Source organism: Pseudomonas sp. Colony2, assembly GCF_019382755.1.
Lineage (GTDB): Bacteria > Pseudomonadota > Gammaproteobacteria > Pseudomonadales > Pseudomonadaceae > Aquipseudomonas.
The window spans coordinates 3,784,605-3,803,565 of sequence record NZ_CP080030.1 but is presented as its reverse complement, the minus strand read 5'-3'; the positions used below and the strand labels follow the sequence as shown (position 1 = coordinate 3,803,565).

Here is an 18,961-nt window from a genome sequence, read left to right as displayed (position 1 = left end):
CAACTGTTGGCTGGGCAACAGCAGTCGGACAGTTGTGGTTTGGGCGGGACAGCAAGGCCTTGTCCATTGTTTTCATCTAATTGATTTTATTCACAATAATTTATGGCATGGGCTCTGCAATGCACACAGGTGAACCCTTTCACCCGTTGCTCAGCGGAGCCCTGTATGCCTTGCACCTTTTTCTCGCGTTCACGTTACATCTTGCTCGGCGCAGCGTTGTTGCTGGGCCACGCCGCCGTGTCCCAGGCCGCCGAGGGCGATGACGCGGTGCCGTCCCTGGCCGGCAAGCGCATTGCCGTGAGCATGACCGGCACCAGTCACTACTTCGATATCAAGGCCTTCCAGGCCCAGGTCGATGAGATCAAGCGCCTCGGCGGCACGCCGATCACCCTGGATGCAGGGCGCAACGACAAGAACCTGGTGACCCAACTGCAAACCGTGGTCACCCAGAAACCCGATGCGGTGATCCAGACCCTCGGCACCCTGAGCGTGATCGACCCGTGGCTCAAGCGCATCAGCAAGGCCGGCATCCCGCTGTTCACCATCGACGCGCCGTCGCAGTACAGCCTCAACAACACCACCTCGGATAACGTCGCCACCGGCAAGGCCCTGGCCGATCAGTTGATCAAGGATGCCGGCGGCAAGGGCAAGATCCTGGTGTTCAACGGCTTCTACGGCGTGCCGGTGTGCGCGATTCGCTACGACCAGTTGAAGCTGGCGCTCAAGGATCACCCGCAACTGGAAATCATCGAGCCGGAGCTGCGGGATGTGATCCCCAACACCGTGCAGGATGCCTATTCCCAGGTGTCCGCGTTGCTCAACAAGTACCCGGCCGGCAGTGTCTCGGCGATCTGGGCGGCGTGGGACATTCCGCAACTGGGGGCAAGCAAGGCGTTGATCGACGCCAAGCGCACCGAGATCAAGACCTACGGCGTGGACGGTACGCCGGAAGTACTGGAGCTGCTCGGCCAGGCCAATTCGCCGGTGGGCGCGGTAGTCGCCCAGCAACCGGCGCTGATCGGCAAGACTGCTGTGCAGAACGTGGCCCGCTACCTGGCCGGGCAGCGTGACCTGCCCAAGGAAACCCATGTGCCGACGCTGCTGACCACCGCCGCCAACCTGGCGCAGGTCCAGCAACTGCGGGGTGATTGATGGCCGCGTTGCACTTGCAGCACCTGCGCAAACGCTTCGGCGCCACCCTGGCGCTGGATGATGCGAGCCTGAAGGTCGAGCGCGGCACCATTCACGGCCTGGTGGGCGAGAACGGTGCCGGCAAGTCGACCTTGATCAAGGTCCTGGCGGGCATCCACAAGGCGGACTCGGGGCAGGTGAGCATTGACGGCCAGCCGTATGCCGCACTGTCGCCACGCCAGGTGGACGCGTTGGGCGTGCAGTTCATCCATCAGGAGCGGCTGTTGCCCGCGAGTTTTACCGTGGATGAAGCGCTGTTCTTCGGGCATGAATTACGCCGGGGTCCGTTTGTGGATCGGCGCCGGCAGCAGCGCGAGGCAGAACGTTTGCTGGCGGAATATTTTGAGCTGCAACTGCCCGCCGACGCGTTGGTAGGCGAGCTGAACAGCGCCGAGCGCCAGGTGCTGCAAATCACCCGGGCGTTGATTCGCCAGCCGAAGATCCTGGTGTTCGACGAGCCCAGCGTGGCGCTGGTCAAGCGCGAAGTCGACCAGCTGCTGCGGATCGTCAAGCGCCTGCGGGACCAGGGTTTGTCGATCCTCTACATCTCCCATTACCTGCAGGAAATCGACAGCCTGTGCGATGAAGTGACGGTGTTGCGCAATGGTCGAGATGTGGCCGTGGTTGAGCCACGGCACACCTCCAGCGCGCAGATTGCGCGGTTGATGGTCAACCGCGAGGTCCAGGAGATGTACCCCAAGGCGCAGGTCGAGCGCGGCGAACCATTGCTGCAGGTGCGTGGGCTGAACCTGGCCCGGCGCTACCGGCAGATCGACCTGGAATTGCGTCGTGGCGAGATCGTCGGCCTCACCGGGCTGGTCGGGTCGGGCGCCAAGGACCTGCTCAAGACCCTGTTCGGTGTGGTGCGCGCCGACAGCGGCAGCATTCATCTGGAGGGGCGTTTGTTGCGCCTGCGTTCACCCGGAGAAGCCATTGCCCAAGGGATTGCACTGGTGCCGGAAGAACGCCGCAGCCAGGGGATTTCACCGCTGCTGTCGGTGCTGGAAAACCTCACGCTCGCCGGGCTTGGGCGTTTCAGTCGCTGGGGGTTACTGAGCCAGCGTAAGGAGCAGGCCGAAAGCCTGCGGCTGATCGACGAGTTGGCGATCAAGACGCCGGGCCCGCAGGCTGCCGTCAGCCAGCTCAGCGGCGGCAACCAGCAGAAAGTCGCCCTGGGCAAATGGCTGAGCCGGCGCTCGGCGGTGTACCTGTTGGACGAACCGTGCGTAGGTGTGGACGTCGGCGCCAAGGTCGAGATTTATCGCGTGATCGGGCGGCTGGTGGAAGAGGGCGCAGCGGTGCTTGTGCTGTCTTCGGATTTGCCCGAGCTGTTGGGGATCTGCGACCGCATCCTGGTGTTGCATCGCGGTGAAATAGCCGGGGAGTTCCATGCCGGTGAGGCGGACAGTGATCAACTGTTGGCGTGTGCCACGGGTGCGGTGCAGTCCACAGTGGCTGTGCAGGTGAAACAGGAGGTGGCGCATGTCCCTGCTTGAAGCTGCTACCCCTGGCTTGTCCCAACGGTTATGGGTACTGCTGTTGCGGCGCGGCTCGGTGGGCGTATTCCTCGCGATTTTGCTGGGCTTTGCAGTCGCCGCGCCGAACTTCTTTTCAGTCGGCAATATCGCGAATGTGTTCAGCCAGTCGGCGATCCTCGGCGTACTTGCCTTTGGCCTGACCTGCGTGATTATCGGCGGCGGCTCCAACGTGGTGGCCGGCGGGCTTGATCTGTCGCTGGCGGCCAATTTGGGCTTGTGCGCGGCCGTGTTCAGTCGACTCAACAACGCAGGCCTCGACCTGTGGGCAAGCCTGCTGCTGACCTTGGGTTGCGGCCTGGCGGTGGGCCTGCTCAATGGCCTGGCCGTGGTGGTGCTGCGCTTGCCACCGTTGCTCGCAACGCTGGCAAGCATGAATGTACTGGCCGGGCTGGAGCTGGTCCTCACCGAAAACACCGTGGTCTCGACTGACTCACCGTTGCTCGACCTGCTCAGTGGCGGGACCTGGCTGGGCGTGCCGGCACTCGCCTGGGTGTTGCTGGTGACGGCCTTTGTGTTGACGCTGCTGATCCAGCACACCGCCTATGGGCTGCGCCTGCATGCCGTCGGCGAGTACCCGCACGCCGCCGAGGCCGCCGGGATTCGAGTGCCGGCCTACGTACTCTCCAGTTATTTGCTCTCTGGGCTGTGTGCCGCGGTGGCGGCTTTGTGTTCAGCGGCATTTTTCAGCGGCAGCACCACCGGCTCCGGCGACATGCTGTTGTCGGTGATCGCCATAGCCTTTCTTGGCGTGGTGTTTTCCCGGCGACTGGTGGCTAGCATCCCCGGCACCTTGCTCGCGACGCTGTTGATCGGCTTTTTGATCAACGGGTTTCAGTTGCTCAACGTATCGAGCTTCTGGGTCAACGGTGTCCAGGGCGTGCTGATTCTGCTGGTGGTCGCCGCTTCCAGCGCATTGAACCGGGGAGAACATTCATGAGTCAGGTATCCATCCTGCAAGCCCATGGCGGCTGGCGTTCGCTGTTGCCCCTGACGTTGCCGCTGGTGTTCGTGGCCATCGTGGTGGTGTTTGCCTGGCAGGCCCCGGGGTTTCTCAGTGGCGGCAACCTGAAAAGCCTGGTGCTGAATAACTTCGTGCTGCTGGCGATTGTTGCGATCGGCATGACCTATGCGGTGGCGGCCGGTGGCATCGATCTGTCGGTAGGCACCGCGCTGGATTTCGCCAGCTTCAGCTTCGTGGTGTTGCTTAACGCCGGGCACGGGCTGGGTGTGGCGATTGCCGGTGCGTTGGCCGCCGGGCTGCTGGTAGGACTGTTCAATGCCGGCTTGATCGCGGGGCTGCGGATCAGCCCGTTCCTGGCCACCCTCGGCACCTTGTTTATCGGCACCAGTGCCCAGCAACTGCTCTCGGACGGCGGCCAGCCAATTTATATCGCCCAGGGTTTCAAGCCGGAACTGGCGAGCTTCAGCCCGTTGGGCGTGCCCTTGCCGCTGTTGATCGTGCTGGTATTGGCCGTGGTCTACGGCCTGTTGCTGGCCCGTGGACGCCTGGGGCGCGAACTGCTGGCCCAGGGTACCCAGCCGCTGCTGGCTTATTACTCGGGCTTGTCGGTGCGGCGCATCGTCACCACCACGGTGCTGGCGGCGGCGCTGGCGTGCGCGGTGGCGGGGATCCTGCTCAGTTCGACGGTGAGTGCCTATGTGCCGCTGTCGGGCAATGCGTTCCTGCTGAATGCGATTGGTGCGGTGTTTATCGGCACCACATTGAACCGCCAGGGCCGGGCGAATATTCCGGGCACATTGCTGGGGGTGCTGTTCATCAACGTCATCGCCAATGGCTTGCTGTTGATCGGCTGGAACTTCTACTGGCAGCAGGTGGCAACCGGCGTGCTGATATTTATTGTTCTGGCCTTCAGTTTCATCAGCCGCAGGATTGCGCAGAACGCCTGAGGCGCGGCGCCCCAGGTGTCGGTCTGCCCGTTACTTTTCCCAGTCAGCCTTGGCAATCAGCAGGCCATGGTTGCCGTTATAGGCGGCGCGCTCGGGTTGTTTCCAGCCCTCCAGCAGCGCGTCGTCGAGGCGGTAGATTTCCACCCCCAGCGGACGGCAGACCTTCAACGGGTCTTCCGCATCCGGGCCCCACATCGGCAGCGACAGGTCGCCACCGGGGCAGGTGGAGAGGGCACACAGCAGGTCGATTTCGGCGAAGAACTCCAGATAGTCGCCCTGCTTGGCCGGGCAGGCTTTCATGAAGTACATGTCGTCGTGATTGAGGCCGGTGCACTGGAAAATGTTCAGCACGTCGTGCACGTCGAACTCGGTCAGGCCATGGGGCAGCACGGCGCGGGTCAGGTTGGAGTGGCAGTGGTGGTGGAAGTCTTCGCCCGTGAGCATCTTGTTCACGTAAGGGTCGCAGCGCGTGCCCAGCAAGTCATGCAGGCGCCCGCCGTGTTCGTCGATGCCATAGTCGGCCAGGCTGTCGTCGGTGATGGTGACCATCGGCCGCAAAAACGGCAGGTTCGACCACAGGCGGTCGTAGGTGGTGACGTGCGCGCCTTGCAGCTGGCGGGTGCGCGCCGCCCACATGCGTTCGCGGGGGTCGTTTGCGCTCCACACGTTGAAGTCGCCGACCTGCGGGCCAACCGGCGTGGTCACGCGGAACACATGGCCTGCCGGTACTTTCCAGGCGCGGCCGGTGCGGATCGGCACTTCGAATTGCTCGATCAGGGTGCGGCCGTCCCGGGACTCGCGCACGCGGTCATAGAAGGCTTTGTCGACCTGCAAGGCAGCGCCTTTGCTGACTTGGTAGGCCGCTGGGTAGTCCTTGTACATGGTGGGTCCTCGCTTCAGGGTTTTGGAATGCTGCTCAGGATGTCCAGCAGCAGCGATTCGGAGTCATTGAGGTAGCTGGCCAGGGCTTCGCCGGCGGCTTGCTTGTGGCCGTCAACCAGCAAGTCGTGAATCTGCCGGTCGCGCTCCAGCCAGGGCTTCTGGAAGGTTTCCTCGCTGGGCGCGTTGGAAAACACCAGGCGCATCTGGGCTGCAATATGGGTAAAAAACTCGTCCAGCAACGGGCTGCGCATCAGCCCGACAATATGTTGGTGAAAGCGCAGGCTGTGGGTGCCGAAGGCTTGCCAGTTCTCGCGGTCCTGGGCCAGCTGCGCGGCCTCGATGGACTCCAGCATCAGGTCGGACTGGTATTCGCGCAGCGGCTTGCTGGCGGCGATGGCCTGCAGTTCCAGGGTGCGTCGCACCTTGAAGATGTCACGCACTTCCTCCACCCCCAGGCGGCGCACGATCACGCCTTTGTTGCGCACGTAGCTGGTCAGGCCTTCGCGGCCCAGGTGGTGCAAGGCTTCACGCACCGTGTTGCGCGAGGCGTTGTAGGCGTTCACCAGTTCGCTTTCCACCAGCGGCATGCCGGGCAGCAGGCGGCCGCCGATGATGTCTTCGCGCAGTTCGATGGCAACCTGGTCGGCCAGCGACAGGCTGGGTTCCTTGGCTTGGCTCACGTCGGGGCTCCTTGGGCTCACGCCAGTTGGACGTCTTTGAGGAACTTGGTCATGCGTTCACTGCGTTGCTCGAGCATGTCACGCGGTGCGGCGTCCTGGATAATCTCGCCGCCTTCCATGAACACCACACGATCGGAAAGCTTGAACGCGAAGTTCATTTCATGGGTGACGATGACCATGGTCATGCCCTCGCGAGCCAATTCCTCGATTACCGCCAGTACGTCGCCCACCAGTTCCGGGTCGAGGGCCGAGGTGGGTTCATCGAACAGCATCACCGAGGGCCGCATCGCCAGGGCGCGGGCAATCGCCACCCGTTGCTGTTGCCCGCCGGATAGCTGGTGCGGGTATTTGCCGGCGTGCTCCAGCATGCCGACCTTGCGCAACAGGGCCAGGCTCAACAGGCGCAGTTCTTCGCCGCTACCATGGGCATGGTAGACCGGCGCGAGCATCACGTTCTCAAGGGCGGTTTTATGCGGGAACAGGTTGAACCCCTGGAACACCATGCCGACATGCACGATGCCGCGCATATGCACCTTGTGCCCCAGCGCGCCTTGCGGCTCCTGGCTGCCACGCAGGAACGGCTGGCCTTGCAGGGTGATTTCGCCACGGTCGAGGCTTTCGAGGCCGTTCATGGTACGAATCAGCGTAGTCTTGCCCGAGCCTGACGGGCCGATGATCGACACCACCTCGCCCCAGCGCACATTCAGTTCGACGCCCTTGAGCACTTCCAGCTCGCCATAGGCCTTGCGCACCCCGCGAGCCTGCAAGGCAAACTCACCGGGCTCGGCCTGGCCGGGGGCACGACGTGTGGCCACCTGGTCGAGCACGGCGGGGGCGATGGCCTTGGGTTTGCGCCGGGTCACGTCCAGGTGATTCTCCAGCACCCGCAACAGCCAACTGAACACCGTCACGATGAGCACGTAATAGAACGCCACGGCCAGCATGGTCTCCATCACCAGGAAGTTCTGGGTGTAGAGTTGTTGGCCCACCAGCAGGATTTCCGAAAGCGAAATCACCGACACCAGCGAGGTGAGCTTGACGATGGTGATGTATTCGTTGGCCAGTGTGGGCAACGCAACCCGCAGCGCCTGCGGCACCACAATCAACCGCTGCACGCCGCGATAACCCACGCCCAGCGCCTTGCCGGCTTCGCGCTGCCCCTTGACCACCGCCAGCAGGCCGCCCCGATGGATCTCGGCGATGTAGGCCGCCTCACTCAGCACCAGGGCGATCAGGCCCGCGGAGTAGGGGTTGGACAACACCACGCTGGTGGACGGAAACACCTGCGGCAGGTTGTAGACGAAGATCAACAGCACCAGCAACGGCAGGCTGCGGAAGAACCAGATGTAGACGCCGGCGGAGTCCCGCAGCCAGCGGCGCTCCGACTGCCGCGCCAGGGCCAGGAAAAACCCCAGCACAATGCCCAGCAGCCAGGTTTCCAGGCTCAGTTCGACCACGGTGCCGACGGCTCGCCAGAAGTCGCCGTTCCATAACAAACCCAGGGTGTAGTGCCAATCGAATTGCATAAAAGTGCTCCGCGTTTCAGTTACCCAGTGCCGCACTGATCTCGGCGGCGTTCGGCTCGGCCAGGTTGTAGCGCGCCAGCAGCTTGCCGTAGCTGCCGTCCTGCTTGATCTGGCTCAGGGCGCCGGTCAGCGCCTGGAGCAGTGCAGGGTTTTCCTTGCGCACGGCCAGGCCGACCACCACCGGGTAGATCAACTCGCTGGAGCTGATCACGGTTTTGCCTTGCAGTTTTTCCACGGTGATCTTGGCAACCGCCGCGTCTTCCATCTGCACGTCCACCGCCTGGGCGAGCAGGGCCTGGGCGGCTTCCGGAGACGTCGGGAACTCACGCGACTCGATCGCCGGCTTGCCCGCAGGAAGGCAGTAGTCCGCCGAAACCTTGTTCAGCTTTGGCACCCACGACGCGCCCTTGATCGACCCGACGCGCTTGCCGCACAGGTCTTCCGGGCGCTGGGGCTTGAAGTCGCCGGCACTGAGCACCATCAGCGAAGAACCGGTCTTCAAGTAGCTGAGGAAATCCACCTGTTTGGCGCGCTCGGGGGTGACGTACAGCGCCGAGGCCACCACGTCGAAACGCCGGGCGTTGACGCCGAGGATCAGGTTGGCGAAACGGGTGTCGAGAAAACGTGGTTTGAGCCCCAGTTGCTTGCCCATCAGTTGCATGAACTCCGGGTCGAAACCGGCCGGGGTCTTTTGCTCAAGGTAGGTGTAAGGCGGGTAGGTGAGGTCGGAGCCGATGGACAGCTCGCCCGGTTTCAGGGTGCCCTTGATTTCGGCAGCCGACAGCAGCGGCGTCACGCACGCCAGGGTGATCGCTAGCGCCAATGTGCGCAGGGTGTTCTTGCCCGTCAGACCTTTTTGCATGTTCGTCGCCTCGGTTGCTGGATGCAGGGAGATTTGGATTGTTCAACAATCCTGTATTAGCTAATAAGCGGTTATCGTGCCAACTAATGACTTTTCCAGGTTTTTGATGGGTTTTGACGCGTGAGACAGCCGTTTTTTGCAAGCGCGCACCCCAATTCGGGGCAATTCGTTACCGGGCGCCACGTTGTGAGGCAGGCATTTCGCGGACCATAAAGGACGCACTTATTGATAAAGTGCCGATTCGAAACCATGAGTGAACAGCAATGACGTCGACCTCCCAACGCCGCTCAACCCTGATTGCCTTGTTGGTCGCCGTCACCTTCTTCATGGAAAACCTGGACGCCACAGTGATCGCCACCGCGTTGCCGGACATCGCCAAAACCTTCGGCGTGGGCGCGGTGGACGTGAACATCGGTATGAGCGCCTACATGCTCGCCGTCGCGGTGTTCATTCCCATCAGCGGCTGGCTGGCCGACCGCTTTGGCTCGCGGCGGGTATTCGGTTGGGCAATCGTGCTGTTCAGCCTGTCGTCACTGCTGTGCGGGTGGAGCGACAGCCTGCAGACCTTCGTCGCCGCGCGCGTGTTGCAGGGCATCAGCGGCGCGATGATGGTGCCGGTGGGGCGCCTGGCGGTGCTGCGGGCTACCGAGAAAAAAGACCTGGTGCGGGCGATCTCATTCATCACCTGGCCCGGCCTGGTGGCGCCGATACTCGGGCCGCCTGTGGGCGGGTTTATCGTTACCCACGCGTCCTGGCCGTGGATTTTCTACCTCAACCTGCCGCTGGGCCTGCTGGCGCTGATTGCCACGCTGGTACTGATCCCCAAACACGACGAGGTCACGTCCCGCTCATTCGATTTCAGCGGCTTCCTGCTGGTGGGTGTCGCCAGCGCGGCGCTGTTGTACGGCGTGGAACTGCTCGGGCAAAGCCGTGGCAGCTTGTTGCAGGGCCTGTTACTCAGCGCTGCAGGCGTGATGCTCGGTGCCTTTGCCTGGCGCCATATGCGCCGGCATGCCCAACCATTGCTGGCGCTGGGTGTGGTGAGTGTGCGCACGTTCAGTGTGTGCCTGTGCGGCGGGTCGATTTTCCGGGTGGCCATCAGCACCTTGCCGTTCCTGCTGCCGCTGATGTTTCAACTGGCGTTCGGCCTTTCTGCATTCGATGCGGGGTTGCTGGTGCTCGCGGTATTTGCCGGCAACCTGGCGATGAAGCCGTTCACCACGGCGGTGATGCAGCGCTGGGGCTTTCGCTCGGTGCTGATGATCAACGGCATCCTTGGCGTGCTCGCGATTGCGGCCTGTGCGCTGCTGGACGAGCGCATGAGCTGGGCGCTGATCCTGTTCATTCTGTTCGTGGGTGGCCTGTCACGCTCCATGCAGTTCACCTTGTTCAACACCCTGGGGTTCGCTGATATACCCAAGGCGCAGATGAGCGACGCCTCAACCTTGTTCAGCATGTTCTTCCAGCTGAGCATGGCCATGGGCGTGGCGATTGGCGCGCTGTTGTTACGTTTTGCCATGAATTTTCACGGCAATACCGGGCAGGCCGCCACCGCCGATTTCCAGCTGACGTTTCTTCTAGTGGCGGTGATCGCCGGCGTGGCGCTGTTGGATAACCTGCGGCTGCCGCCCCAGGCCGGTGAGTCGGTTTTGCAGCGAAAGTGAACCCACGATACCTTCGGGGTATGAAGCAACACCTATTGAATATTGGACGGCTTGCGTCCCCCGCATCACTCTGCGGTGAAGTACATACGCAGGGCCCATAACAATAAAAGGCGCAACCATGACCGTGCTATTGAGTGAGCGCAGCCAGATTTTCGACCGTGCAGATGCCTATGCCGTGTCCGACTACGTCAACCAGCATGTCGGCAGCCACTGCATCCGCCTGCCGCCCAAGGGCCGCCCGCAGGCAAGCATCAGCCACCGGACCTTTTCCAGCCTGGACCTGTGCCGCATCAGCTACGGCGCGCCGGTGCGGGTGACCTCGGTGGCGCTGGAAACCATCTACCACCTGCAGATCCTGCTGCACGGCCACTGCCGCTCGAGCTCCCGTGGCGAAGAACAGGTGTTGGGCCCCGGCGAAGTGCTGCTGATCAACCCGGATGACCCGGTAGACCTGACCTATTCCGCCGACTGCGAAAAATTCATCGTCAAGGTGCCCGTGCGCCTGCTGGAAAACGCCTGCCTTGAGCAGCACTGGACGTTGCCGCAGCCGGGCATCCGTTTTGCGGCGCCGCGCCACGCACTTGCCGAAATGGGTGGGTTCCTGCAATTGCTGGGGCTGATCTGCCATGAGGCCGAAAACGCCGCCGAACCCGAAGTGCAGGGCCTGTACGAGCGCATTGTGGCGAACAAGCTGTTGGCGCTGCTGGCCAGCAACGTCCTGCGGGTGATTCCGCGACCGGATCAGGGTGGGGGCTTTGAAGCCGTGCGTCAGTTCATCGAGGAGCACCTGGCCGACGACATCAGCGTCGAACAACTGATGGCCATCGCCAGGGTCAGCGAGCGTTCGTTGTATACCTTGTTTGAACGCCAGGTCGGCCTGTCACCCCGTGACTACATGCGCCAGCGCAAGCTGGAGCGGGTGCACGCCATGCTGCAACTGGCCACGGCGCGCAGCGTGACGGAGGTGGCGCTGGATCATGGGTTTGTGCATTTGGGGCGGTTCTCCGAGGCCTATCGCAAACGCTTTGGCGAGCTGCCCTCGCAAACGTGGAAGCGCCGGCTCGCGCCAGGCGGATAACGAATTGCAGTCAGCGGATATTGAGGGGTAGGGCAAGCACATAAGGTGGGGGGGCCTGATACAAGAACAACCGAGGGCCTACCCCATGATCAGCACATTCGACCGACTCGCCCGACAATTGCGCGACTCCGTCCAGGAAGATCCCGCCACCGGGGTGTTCCGCTGCCGCCGCGACATCTTCACCGACCCCGACCTGTTTGCCCTGGAAATGAAGCACATTTTCGAAGGCGGTTGGGTCTACCTGGCACACGAAAGCCAGGTGCCGGAGATCAACGACTACTTCACCACCTGGATCGGCCGCCAGCCCGTGGTCATCACCCGTGACAAACACGGCACGCTGCACGGCCTGGTCAACGCCTGCGCCCACCGTGGCGCCATGCTCTGCCGCCGTAAACAAGGCAACAAAGGCTCGTTTACCTGCCCGTTCCACGGCTGGACCTTCAGCAACGCCGGCAAGCTGCTCAAAGTGAAGGACGCCAAGACCGGCGCCTACCCCGACAGCTTCGACTGTGACGGCTCCCACGACTTGAAACGCCTTGGTCGCTTCGAAAACTATCGCGGCTTCCTGTTCGGCAGCCTCAGCGAGACGGTGCCGGAGCTGAGCGACTACCTGGGTGAGACCCGGGTGATCATCGACCAGATGGTCGACCAGGCCCCGCTGGGGCTGGAGGTGCTGCGGGGCAGTTCGTCATATGTGTATGACGGCAACTGGAAGCTGCAGATCGAAAACGGCGCCGACGGTTATCACGTCAGCTCCGTGCACTGGAACTACTCGGCGACCATGGGCCGGCGCAATTACGAAGCCGAAGGCACGCGCACCGTGGATGCCAATGGCTGGTCGAAAAGCCTGGGCGGCGTGTACGCCTACGAGCATGGCCATATCCTGCTGTGGACGCGCCTGCTCAACCCCGAAGTGCGTCCGGTGCATGCCCATCGCGAGGCGCTGGCCGAGCGCCTGGGCCAGGAACGCGCCGATTTTATCGTCGACCAAACCCGCAACCTGTGCCTCTACCCGAATGTGTACCTGATGGACCAGTTCTCCACGCAGATCCGCGTGGTACGGCCAATCGCGGTCGACAAGACCGAAGTCACGATCTATTGCATGGCGCCCAAGGGCGAAAGTGCCGAGGAACGCACCACGCGCATCCGCCAGTACGAAGATTTCTTCAACGTCAGCGGCATGGGTACACCGGACGATCTGGAAGAGTTCCGCGCCTGCCAGACCGGCTACCAGGGTGCGACCACCTTGTGGAATGACCTCAGCCGCGGCGCCAAACAGTGGGTCGAAGGCCCTGACGAAAACGCCCGGGCCATGGGCATGAATCCGCAGCTCAGTGGCGTCAAGACCGAGGACGAAGGCCTGTTCGTGCGCCAGCACGCCCACTGGGCCCAGAGCCTGCAACGCGCTATCGAACGGGAGCAGCAAGGCTTGATCGCGACGGACAAGGAGGTGCTGGCATGAGTGCTTCCCGTGACCGCCTGTTGGACTTTCTGTACCGCGAAGCCCGCCTGCTGGATGACCGCCAGTGGGATGAGTGGCTCGAATGCTATTCACCCAAGGTCGAGTACTGGATGCCGGCCTGGGACGACCACGACACGCTGACCGAAGACCCCCAGAGCGAAATCTCGCTGATCTATTACCCCAGCCGCGACGGCCTGGAAGACCGGGTGTTCCGGATCAAGACCGAACGCTCCAGCGCCAGCACCCCGGAGCCGCGCACCGCGCACCTGATCACCAACCTCGAAGTGCTGGCCGACGACGGGCAGCACGTGGAGTTGCGTTTCAACTGGCAAACCCTCAGCCATCGCTACAAGACCACGGATACGTACTTCGGTACCTCGTTCTATCGCCTCGATATCCGCGCCGAACAGCCGCTGATCACGCGCAAGAAGGTGGTGCTGAAAAACGACTACATCCATCAGGTCATCGATATCTACCACATCTGAGGACACGCCCATGACGTACTCCATTGCCCTGAACTTCGAGGACGGGGTAACCCGTTTCATCGACTGCAAGGTGGGTGAAAAGGTCCTCGACGCGGCCTTTCGCCAACGTATCAACCTGCCCATGGACTGCTCCGACGGTGTGTGCGGCACCTGCAAATGCCGCTGTGAAACCGGCGCCTATGATTTGGGCGACGACTACATCGAAGACGCCCTGAGCGAGGATGAAGCCGGCGAACGCCAGGTGCTCACCTGCCAGATGGTGCCGCAGTCGGACTGCGTGATTGCCGTGCCGGTGCCTTCCGGTGCCTGCAAGACCGGCACCGCGCAATTTGCCGCGACGGTGGCGAGTATTACCCGGCATGCCGATGCAGCATTGGAAGTCAGCTTCGAACTGGATCAGGCGCCGGTGTTCCTGCCGGGGCAATACGTGAATATTGGCGTGCCCGACAGTGGGCAGACCCGCGCGTATTCCTTCAGCAGTCGCCCCGGCGACAAACGCGCGAGCTTTTTGATCAAGCATGTGCCCGGCGGGTTGATGAGTGGCTGGCTGGAGCGTGCCCAGCCGGGCGACGCGGTGCCGATGACCGGGCCGCTGGGCAGTTTCTACCTGCGCGAAGTGGCGCGGCCACTGCTGTTGCTGGCAGGTGGTACGGGGCTTGCGCCGTTCCTGTCGATGCTTGAAGTGTTGGCCGAGCGCGAGGAAACCCGGCCGGTCACGCTGATCTACGGCGTGACGCGGGACCAGGACCTGGTGATGGTCGAGGCGCTGGAGGCGTTCGCCCAACGCCTGCCCAACTTCGGTTTTGTCACCTGCGTGGCCGACCCCCAGACCGCTCACCCCCGGCAGGGGTATGTCACCCAGCACATGGCCGCTGACGTGCTGAACGATGGCGACGTGGATGTGTACCTGTGCGGGCCGCCACCGATGGTCGACGCGGTACGCCAGCACTTCAAGAACCAGGGCGTCACCCCCGCCAGCTTCCACTACGAGAAGTTCACCCCCAACGCCATCGTCACCGGCGACGCCGCCTGAGGAATCCCCCATGACTCCACGTTTCAACACCCAGGTTGCGCTGGTGACCGGCGCCGCCCAGGGCATCGGTCGGCGGGTTGCCGAGCGTTTGCTGGAAGAGGGCGCCTGGCTGGTGGCCGTCGATCGCTCGGAACTCGTGCATGAATTGCAGCATGAGCGGGCGCTGATCCTCACCGCCGACCTGGAGCAGCATGCCGAATGTGCCCGTGTGATGGCCGCTGCCAAGGCGCGGTTCGGGCGTATCGACATCCTGGTCAACAACGTCGGCGGGACTATCTGGGCCAAGCCCTTCGAGCACTACGCCGAGAACGAAATCGAAGCCGAGGTGCGCCGCTCGCTGTTCCCGACCCTGTGGTGCTGCCATTGCGTGTTGCCCTACATGCTGGAGCAGGGCAGCGGTGCCATCGTCAATGTCTCGTCCGTGGCCACGCGCGGAGTGAACCGTGTGCCGTATGGCGCGGCCAAGGGCGGCGTCAACGCCTTGACCGCGTGCCTGGCCCTGGAGACCGCCGGCAGCGGCATTCGGGTCAACGCCACCGCACCCGGTGGCACCGAGGCGCCACCGCGGCGGATCCCGCGCAACAGCCAGCCCCAGAGCGACCAGGAGCGCGTCTGGTACCAGCAGATCGTCGACCAGACCCTCGACAGCAGCCCGATGAAGCGCTACGGCAGCATCGACGAACAAGCCGGCGCGATTCTGTTTCTCGCCTCTGATGAGGCCTCCTACATCACGGGCGTCACCTTGCCGGTAGGAGGCGGCGACCTCGGCTGACCCAGCGCCGTACCTGCAGACACTGACTCACAACAACAATAATGAGAGCACTGCCATGCGTACCCATGACGTCAATTCGATTATCGATAATGCCCATTTCAATCGTTTCCACTGGCTGGTGGTCAGCCTGTGTGCTGTGCTGTTGATCTTTGACGGTTATGACTTGTTCATCTACGGCGTGGTCTTGCCGTCGATCATGAAGGAATGGGGACTATCGCCCCTGCAGGCCGGCGCTCTGGGCAGTTATGCGCTGTTCGGGATGATGTTCGGCGCGCTGGTCTTCGGCAGCCTGGCCGACAAGTTCGGTCGCCGCAAAGGCATCGCCATCTGCTTTGCCTTGTTCAGCGTCGCCACGGTGATTAACGGTTTTGCCAGCAACCCGACTGAGTTCGGAATCTGCCGGTTTATTGCCGGGCTCGGCTGTGGCGGCCTGATGCCCAATGCGGCCGCACTGATTACCGAATACGCACCGAAGAAAATGCGCAGCATCCTGATGGCGGTGATGTTTGGCGGGTACTCGCTGGGCGGCATGCTGTCGGCCGGCGTGGGGATTTTCATGCTGCCGCGTTTTGGCTGGTCGTCCATGTTCTTCGCCGCGGCGATCCCGCTGCTGCTGATGCCGTTGATTGTGTACTGGTTGCCTGAGTCCATCGGGTTCCTGATTCGCCAGGGCCGCAAGGAACAGGCGCGTGAGCTGCTCAAGCGCCTGTCGCCGCAGACCGGGATCGACCCGCAAGACCAGCTGCTCGTCAGCGCCGGTAAAGGCAAGGGCGCTTCGGTGCTGGAGTTGTTCCGCCACGGCCTGGCCTTGAGGACGGCGGCGATCTGGGTCGCGTTTTTCTGCTGCCTGTTGATGGTCTACGCCCTGAGTTCCTGGCTGCCCAAACTGATGGCGGGTGCCGGTTACAGCCTGGGATCGAGCCTGTCGTTCCTGCTGGCGCTGAATTTTGGCGGCATCGCCGGGGCGCTTGTCGGTGGCTGGCTGTGTGACCGGCTTAACCTGGTGAAGGTGGTGATCGGTTTCTTTATCGCCGCGCTGCTCTCCATCAGCCTGCTGGGTATCAAGAGCCCGATGCCGGTCCTGTACCTGCTGATCTTTTTTGCCGGCGCCACCACCATCGGCACGCAAATCCTGCTGTACGCCGGCGCCGCACAACTCTATGGCTTGAACATTCGAGCCACCGGCCTGGGCTGGGCTTCCGGTATCGGTCGTACCGGCGCCATCGTCGGCCCGCTGCTGGGCGGCGCGCTGATGGGGATTGAACTGCCGCTGCACCTGAACTTCATGGCCTTTGCCATCCCCGGGGCCATCGCCGTGCTGGCAATGACGGCGTATGCGCTGAATGAACGTCGGGGCCGGCAGGAGGTGATCGCCGCCCCGGCGCAGTAACTGTCGATAACAATAACTAAGAGCAACGACATGAACACACAACGTATCTGGCTATCCCTGTTGGGCGTGCCCCTTGCGGCGACGGCGGCCGAAGGCGGGTTTTTCGAGGAATCCACCGCCACCTTGCAGGCGCGCAACTATTACTTCAGCCGCGATTTCTCGGACATCGTCGGCGCCAACAAGCAATCAAAGGCAGAGGAGTGGGGCCAGGGTTTTATCCTGACCTATAAATCCGGCTACACCCCGGGGCCCGTGGGCTTTGGCCTGGATGCCCTGGGCACCCTCGGCCTCAAGCTCGACAGCAGCCCGGACCGCACCAATACCGGCCTGCTCCCGGTCAAGGGCGACGGCAGCGCCCCGAATGATTACAGCCGTTTGGGCCTGACCTTCAAGGCCAGGTTTTCCAGGACCGAATTGAAGGTCGGCGAACTGCAACCGAACCTGCCGGTGCTAGCCTTCAGCGATATCCGCTTGCTGCCGCCGAGCTATCAGGGCGTGAGTGTCAGCTCCGGCGAAATCGCCGGCCTTGCGCTGCAGGCCGGGCACTTGACCACCACCAGCCTGCGCAACGAAGCCGGCGACGAGAAAATGATCGCCATGCTCGGCCATGTGCCGCAACGCGGCGCTGAAAGTGATGGGTTCAACTACGTCGGCGGCGACTACGCCTTCAACACCAACCGCACCAGCGTCAGCTACTGGCATGGCCAACTCAAGGACATCTACCGCCAGGACTTTGTCGGCCTCAAGCACAGCCAGCCAATGGGCGAGTGGACGCTCGGCGCCAACCTCGGCTACTACGATGCCCGGGAAGACGGCGACAAACTGCTCGGCAAGATCGACAACCAGGCGTTTTTCTCGCTGCTGTCGGCCAAGCATGGCGGCCATATCTTCTACGTCGGTTATCAAGCCATGTATGGCGACAGTGCCTTCCCGCGGGTCTTCGCCAACATCACGCCGCTGGGCAACGAAGTACCCACCTACGAGTTTGCCTACACCGACGAGCGCTCCTGGCAAGTGCGGTACGACTATGACTTCGTGGCGCTGGGCATTCCGGGGCTGACCACCACCGTGCGTTATATCACCGGTAACAACGTGACCACCGGCGCGGGTTATGAAGGCAAGGATCGCGAGCGCGACCTGGATATCGGCTATGTGGTGCAAAGCGGCACATTGAGCGGCCTGGGCATTCGGGTGCGCAATGTCATGGCCCGTTCCAACTACCGCAGCGACATCGACGAGAACCGGCTGATCCTCAGTTACACCTGGAAGCTGCTTTAAACCCCGCCCTGGCACGTGCCCATGACCTGGTAGTTGAGGGTGTGGCTGACGCCCTGGCTGTCGAGGTAAACCATCGTCGCCGGTTCTACCTGGCAACTGCCGGGCACGGGTGTGATTGAAACGATGTGCTGGATATCCGGTGCTCCAGCGCTACCGGCCGCCAGGGTGCCGGTAGCGGTGATGAGCAGGATCAGGCCGAGCCATTTGATATTCATTATGAGTCCTTCTGTGAGTAGGGTTCATTTTAGTGATTGCCGCAGCGGGATAAAGACAGGAACAGGTGAATGACTCGTACGTATCAGGTAGCAATCGAGGGGCAACGCTGATGGACCTGCTCAATGGCATGCAGGTGTTCGCCCGAGTTGTCGACACAGGCAGCTTTGCTGCGGCGGCTGCGGCCTTGGACATGTCCGGCGCACACGTGTCGCGGTTGATCGCCGAACTGGAAAAACACCTTGAGACCCGACTTTTGCAGCGCACCACTCGGCGCCTGAGCCTTACTGATTCGGGCGAGCGTTTCCTGTTGCGCTGTCGCGACATTCTTGAGGACGTGAGGGACGCCACCGCCGAAGCCAGCGGCGCCCACCTCAAGCCGCGTGGGCGGTTGCGGTTGCATTGCATGAGCGGGCTTGGCGTGCTGATCACACCATTGATTGCCCGCTACAGCGAGCAGTACCCGGACGTGTCCATCGAGTTGACCCTGTCCCAGCACAACCCGGACCCGCTTGAAGAGGGCCACGACGTAGTGATCTCTATCGCCCATTCATTGCCGGATTCAGCGCTGGTGAGCCAGACGATCGGGCAGTTATTCAGCGTGCCCTGTGCGGCACCGGGATATTTGGCCAGGTACGGCGTGCCCGAGCATCCGCGGCAGTTGATGCAGCATCGACGTTTGCATCTTCAGGATTTCCAGGAGGATGCGTGGCTGTTCAAGGGGGAAGAGGGCGAGATTGGGATTGCGCCGGGTGATACCTTCAGGACCAATGTCGCGGATGCGATGGTCAAGGCAACGCAGGAAGGAATGGGCATCAGCCTGTTGCCGTTTTTCAGTGCAAGCACGGGGCTACGCGATGGTTCGCTGGTGCGGCTGTTACCCGAGTATAGGCTTCGAGAGCGCAGTATTTTCGCGGTGTACCCGTCGAGGCGTTTTCTGGATGCCAAGGTGCGCACATGGGTAGCGTTTTTGCAGGCGCAATTGCCGGTGTTGCTGGC

General features: G+C 62.4%; 18 protein-coding genes. 13 read left to right on the top strand and 5 right to left on the bottom strand.

The features are described 5' to 3' along the window. Window positions 1-165 precede the first annotated feature (165 nt). Genes JV201_RS15005 through JV201_RS14990 form a run of 4 tightly spaced genes read left to right on the top strand, consistent with a single transcriptional unit; the run spans window position 166 to window position 4,637 of the window. Entirely contained in the window at window positions 166-1,152 is a 987-nt protein-coding gene (locus JV201_RS15005) for a sugar ABC transporter substrate-binding protein (RefSeq protein ID WP_003210861.1), read from the top strand. Further along, on the top strand, window positions 1,152-2,687 hold the full coding sequence (locus tag JV201_RS15000; RefSeq protein WP_219405634.1) for a sugar ABC transporter ATP-binding protein: 1,536 nt from the start codon (window positions 1,152-1,154) through the stop codon (window positions 2,685-2,687). The genes JV201_RS15005 and JV201_RS15000 overlap by 1 nt, the downstream gene beginning before the upstream one ends. Then, window positions 2,674-3,666: an ABC transporter permease gene (locus JV201_RS14995; RefSeq protein WP_219405633.1), complete on the top strand. Its 993-nt coding sequence runs from the start codon at window positions 2,674-2,676 to the stop codon at window positions 3,664-3,666. Before JV201_RS15000 ends, JV201_RS14995 begins: the two co-directional genes overlap by 14 nt. Then, on the top strand, window positions 3,663-4,637 hold the full coding sequence (locus JV201_RS14990) for an ABC transporter permease (RefSeq protein ID WP_219405632.1): 975 nt from the start codon (window positions 3,663-3,665) through the stop codon (window positions 4,635-4,637). The genes JV201_RS14995 and JV201_RS14990 overlap by 4 nt, the downstream gene beginning before the upstream one ends. Window positions 4,638-4,667: 30 nt before the next feature. Here the strand turns inward: JV201_RS14990 and JV201_RS14985 are convergent, their stop codons facing one another. Genes JV201_RS14985 through JV201_RS14970 form a run of 4 tightly spaced genes read right to left on the bottom strand, consistent with a single transcriptional unit; the run spans window position 4,668 to window position 8,587 of the window. Beyond that, window positions 4,668-5,519 carry a DUF1989 domain-containing protein gene (locus JV201_RS14985; protein WP_008433843.1) on the bottom strand — a complete coding sequence of 284 codons (852 nt, stop codon included), beginning with the start codon at window positions 5,517-5,519 and terminating at the stop codon, window positions 4,668-4,670. A 14-nt stretch (window positions 5,520-5,533) separates the two neighbouring features. Beyond that, window positions 5,534-6,199, bottom strand: coding sequence for a GntR family transcriptional regulator (locus tag JV201_RS14980; protein ID WP_003210850.1), 666 nt, complete (start codon window positions 6,197-6,199; stop codon window positions 5,534-5,536). A gap of 17 nt (window positions 6,200-6,216) precedes the next feature. Next, the gene (locus JV201_RS14975; RefSeq protein WP_219405631.1) at window positions 6,217-7,725 is read right to left on the bottom strand and encodes an amino acid ABC transporter permease/ATP-binding protein; all 1,509 of its coding nucleotides are present in this window, start codon (window positions 7,723-7,725) and stop codon (window positions 6,217-6,219) included. A 16-nt stretch (window positions 7,726-7,741) separates the two neighbouring features. Beyond that, a complete protein-coding gene (locus JV201_RS14970; RefSeq protein WP_177067826.1) occupies window positions 7,742-8,587 on the bottom strand; it encodes an ABC transporter substrate-binding protein in 846 nt (281 codons plus the stop codon). 263 nt (window positions 8,588-8,850) lie between these two features. Here JV201_RS14970 and JV201_RS14965 point away from each other — a divergent pair, with 263 nt between their 5' ends. The 8 genes from JV201_RS14965 (at window position 8,851) to JV201_RS14930 (ending at window position 17,749) form a co-directional block, all read left to right on the top strand. After that, a complete protein-coding gene (locus JV201_RS14965; RefSeq protein WP_102604625.1) occupies window positions 8,851-10,251 on the top strand; it encodes a DHA2 family efflux MFS transporter permease subunit in 1,401 nt (466 codons plus the stop codon). A 118-nt stretch (window positions 10,252-10,369) separates the two neighbouring features. Continuing rightward, window positions 10,370-11,329 carry an AraC family transcriptional regulator gene (locus tag JV201_RS14960; protein ID WP_008433834.1) on the top strand — a complete coding sequence of 320 codons (960 nt, stop codon included), beginning with the start codon at window positions 10,370-10,372 and terminating at the stop codon, window positions 11,327-11,329. Between the two features lie 85 nt (window positions 11,330-11,414). Further along, window positions 11,415-12,791: a Rieske 2Fe-2S domain-containing protein gene (locus JV201_RS14955; RefSeq protein ID WP_003210841.1), complete on the top strand. Its 1,377-nt coding sequence runs from the start codon at window positions 11,415-11,417 to the stop codon at window positions 12,789-12,791. Then, window positions 12,788-13,276 (top strand): benzoate 1,2-dioxygenase small subunit, encoded by a 489-nt coding sequence (gene benB, locus JV201_RS14950; RefSeq protein ID WP_008433833.1) that lies wholly within the window; start codon window positions 12,788-12,790, stop codon window positions 13,274-13,276. The genes JV201_RS14955 and benB overlap by 4 nt, the downstream gene beginning before the upstream one ends. Window positions 13,277-13,286: 10 nt before the next feature. Further along, a complete protein-coding gene (benC, locus tag JV201_RS14945; protein ID WP_177021725.1) occupies window positions 13,287-14,309 on the top strand; it encodes a benzoate 1,2-dioxygenase electron transfer component BenC in 1,023 nt (340 codons plus the stop codon). A 10-nt stretch (window positions 14,310-14,319) separates the two neighbouring features. Continuing rightward, a complete protein-coding gene (locus JV201_RS14940) occupies window positions 14,320-15,081 on the top strand; it encodes a 1,6-dihydroxycyclohexa-2,4-diene-1-carboxylate dehydrogenase (protein WP_008433831.1) in 762 nt (253 codons plus the stop codon). Window positions 15,082-15,136: 55 nt separating this feature from the next. Further along, the gene (locus JV201_RS14935) at window positions 15,137-16,471 is read left to right on the top strand and encodes an MFS transporter (RefSeq protein ID WP_177029218.1); all 1,335 of its coding nucleotides are present in this window, start codon (window positions 15,137-15,139) and stop codon (window positions 16,469-16,471) included. A 30-nt stretch (window positions 16,472-16,501) separates the two neighbouring features. Continuing rightward, window positions 16,502-17,749: an OprD family porin gene (locus JV201_RS14930; protein WP_219405630.1), complete on the top strand. Its 1,248-nt coding sequence runs from the start codon at window positions 16,502-16,504 to the stop codon at window positions 17,747-17,749. On the opposite strand, the gene JV201_RS14925 is transcribed toward JV201_RS14930, so the two are convergent. Then, entirely contained in the window at window positions 17,746-17,964 is a 219-nt protein-coding gene (locus JV201_RS14925; protein ID WP_178912780.1) for a DUF2790 domain-containing protein, read from the bottom strand. The two genes, JV201_RS14930 and JV201_RS14925, sit on opposite strands and share 4 nt — an antisense overlap. Before the next feature lie 110 nt (window positions 17,965-18,074). Between JV201_RS14925 and JV201_RS14920 the strand changes: the two genes are divergently transcribed. After that, a partial coding sequence (locus tag JV201_RS14920; RefSeq protein ID WP_219407180.1) for a LysR family transcriptional regulator occupies window positions 18,075-18,961 on the top strand: 887 nt, incomplete at its 3' end.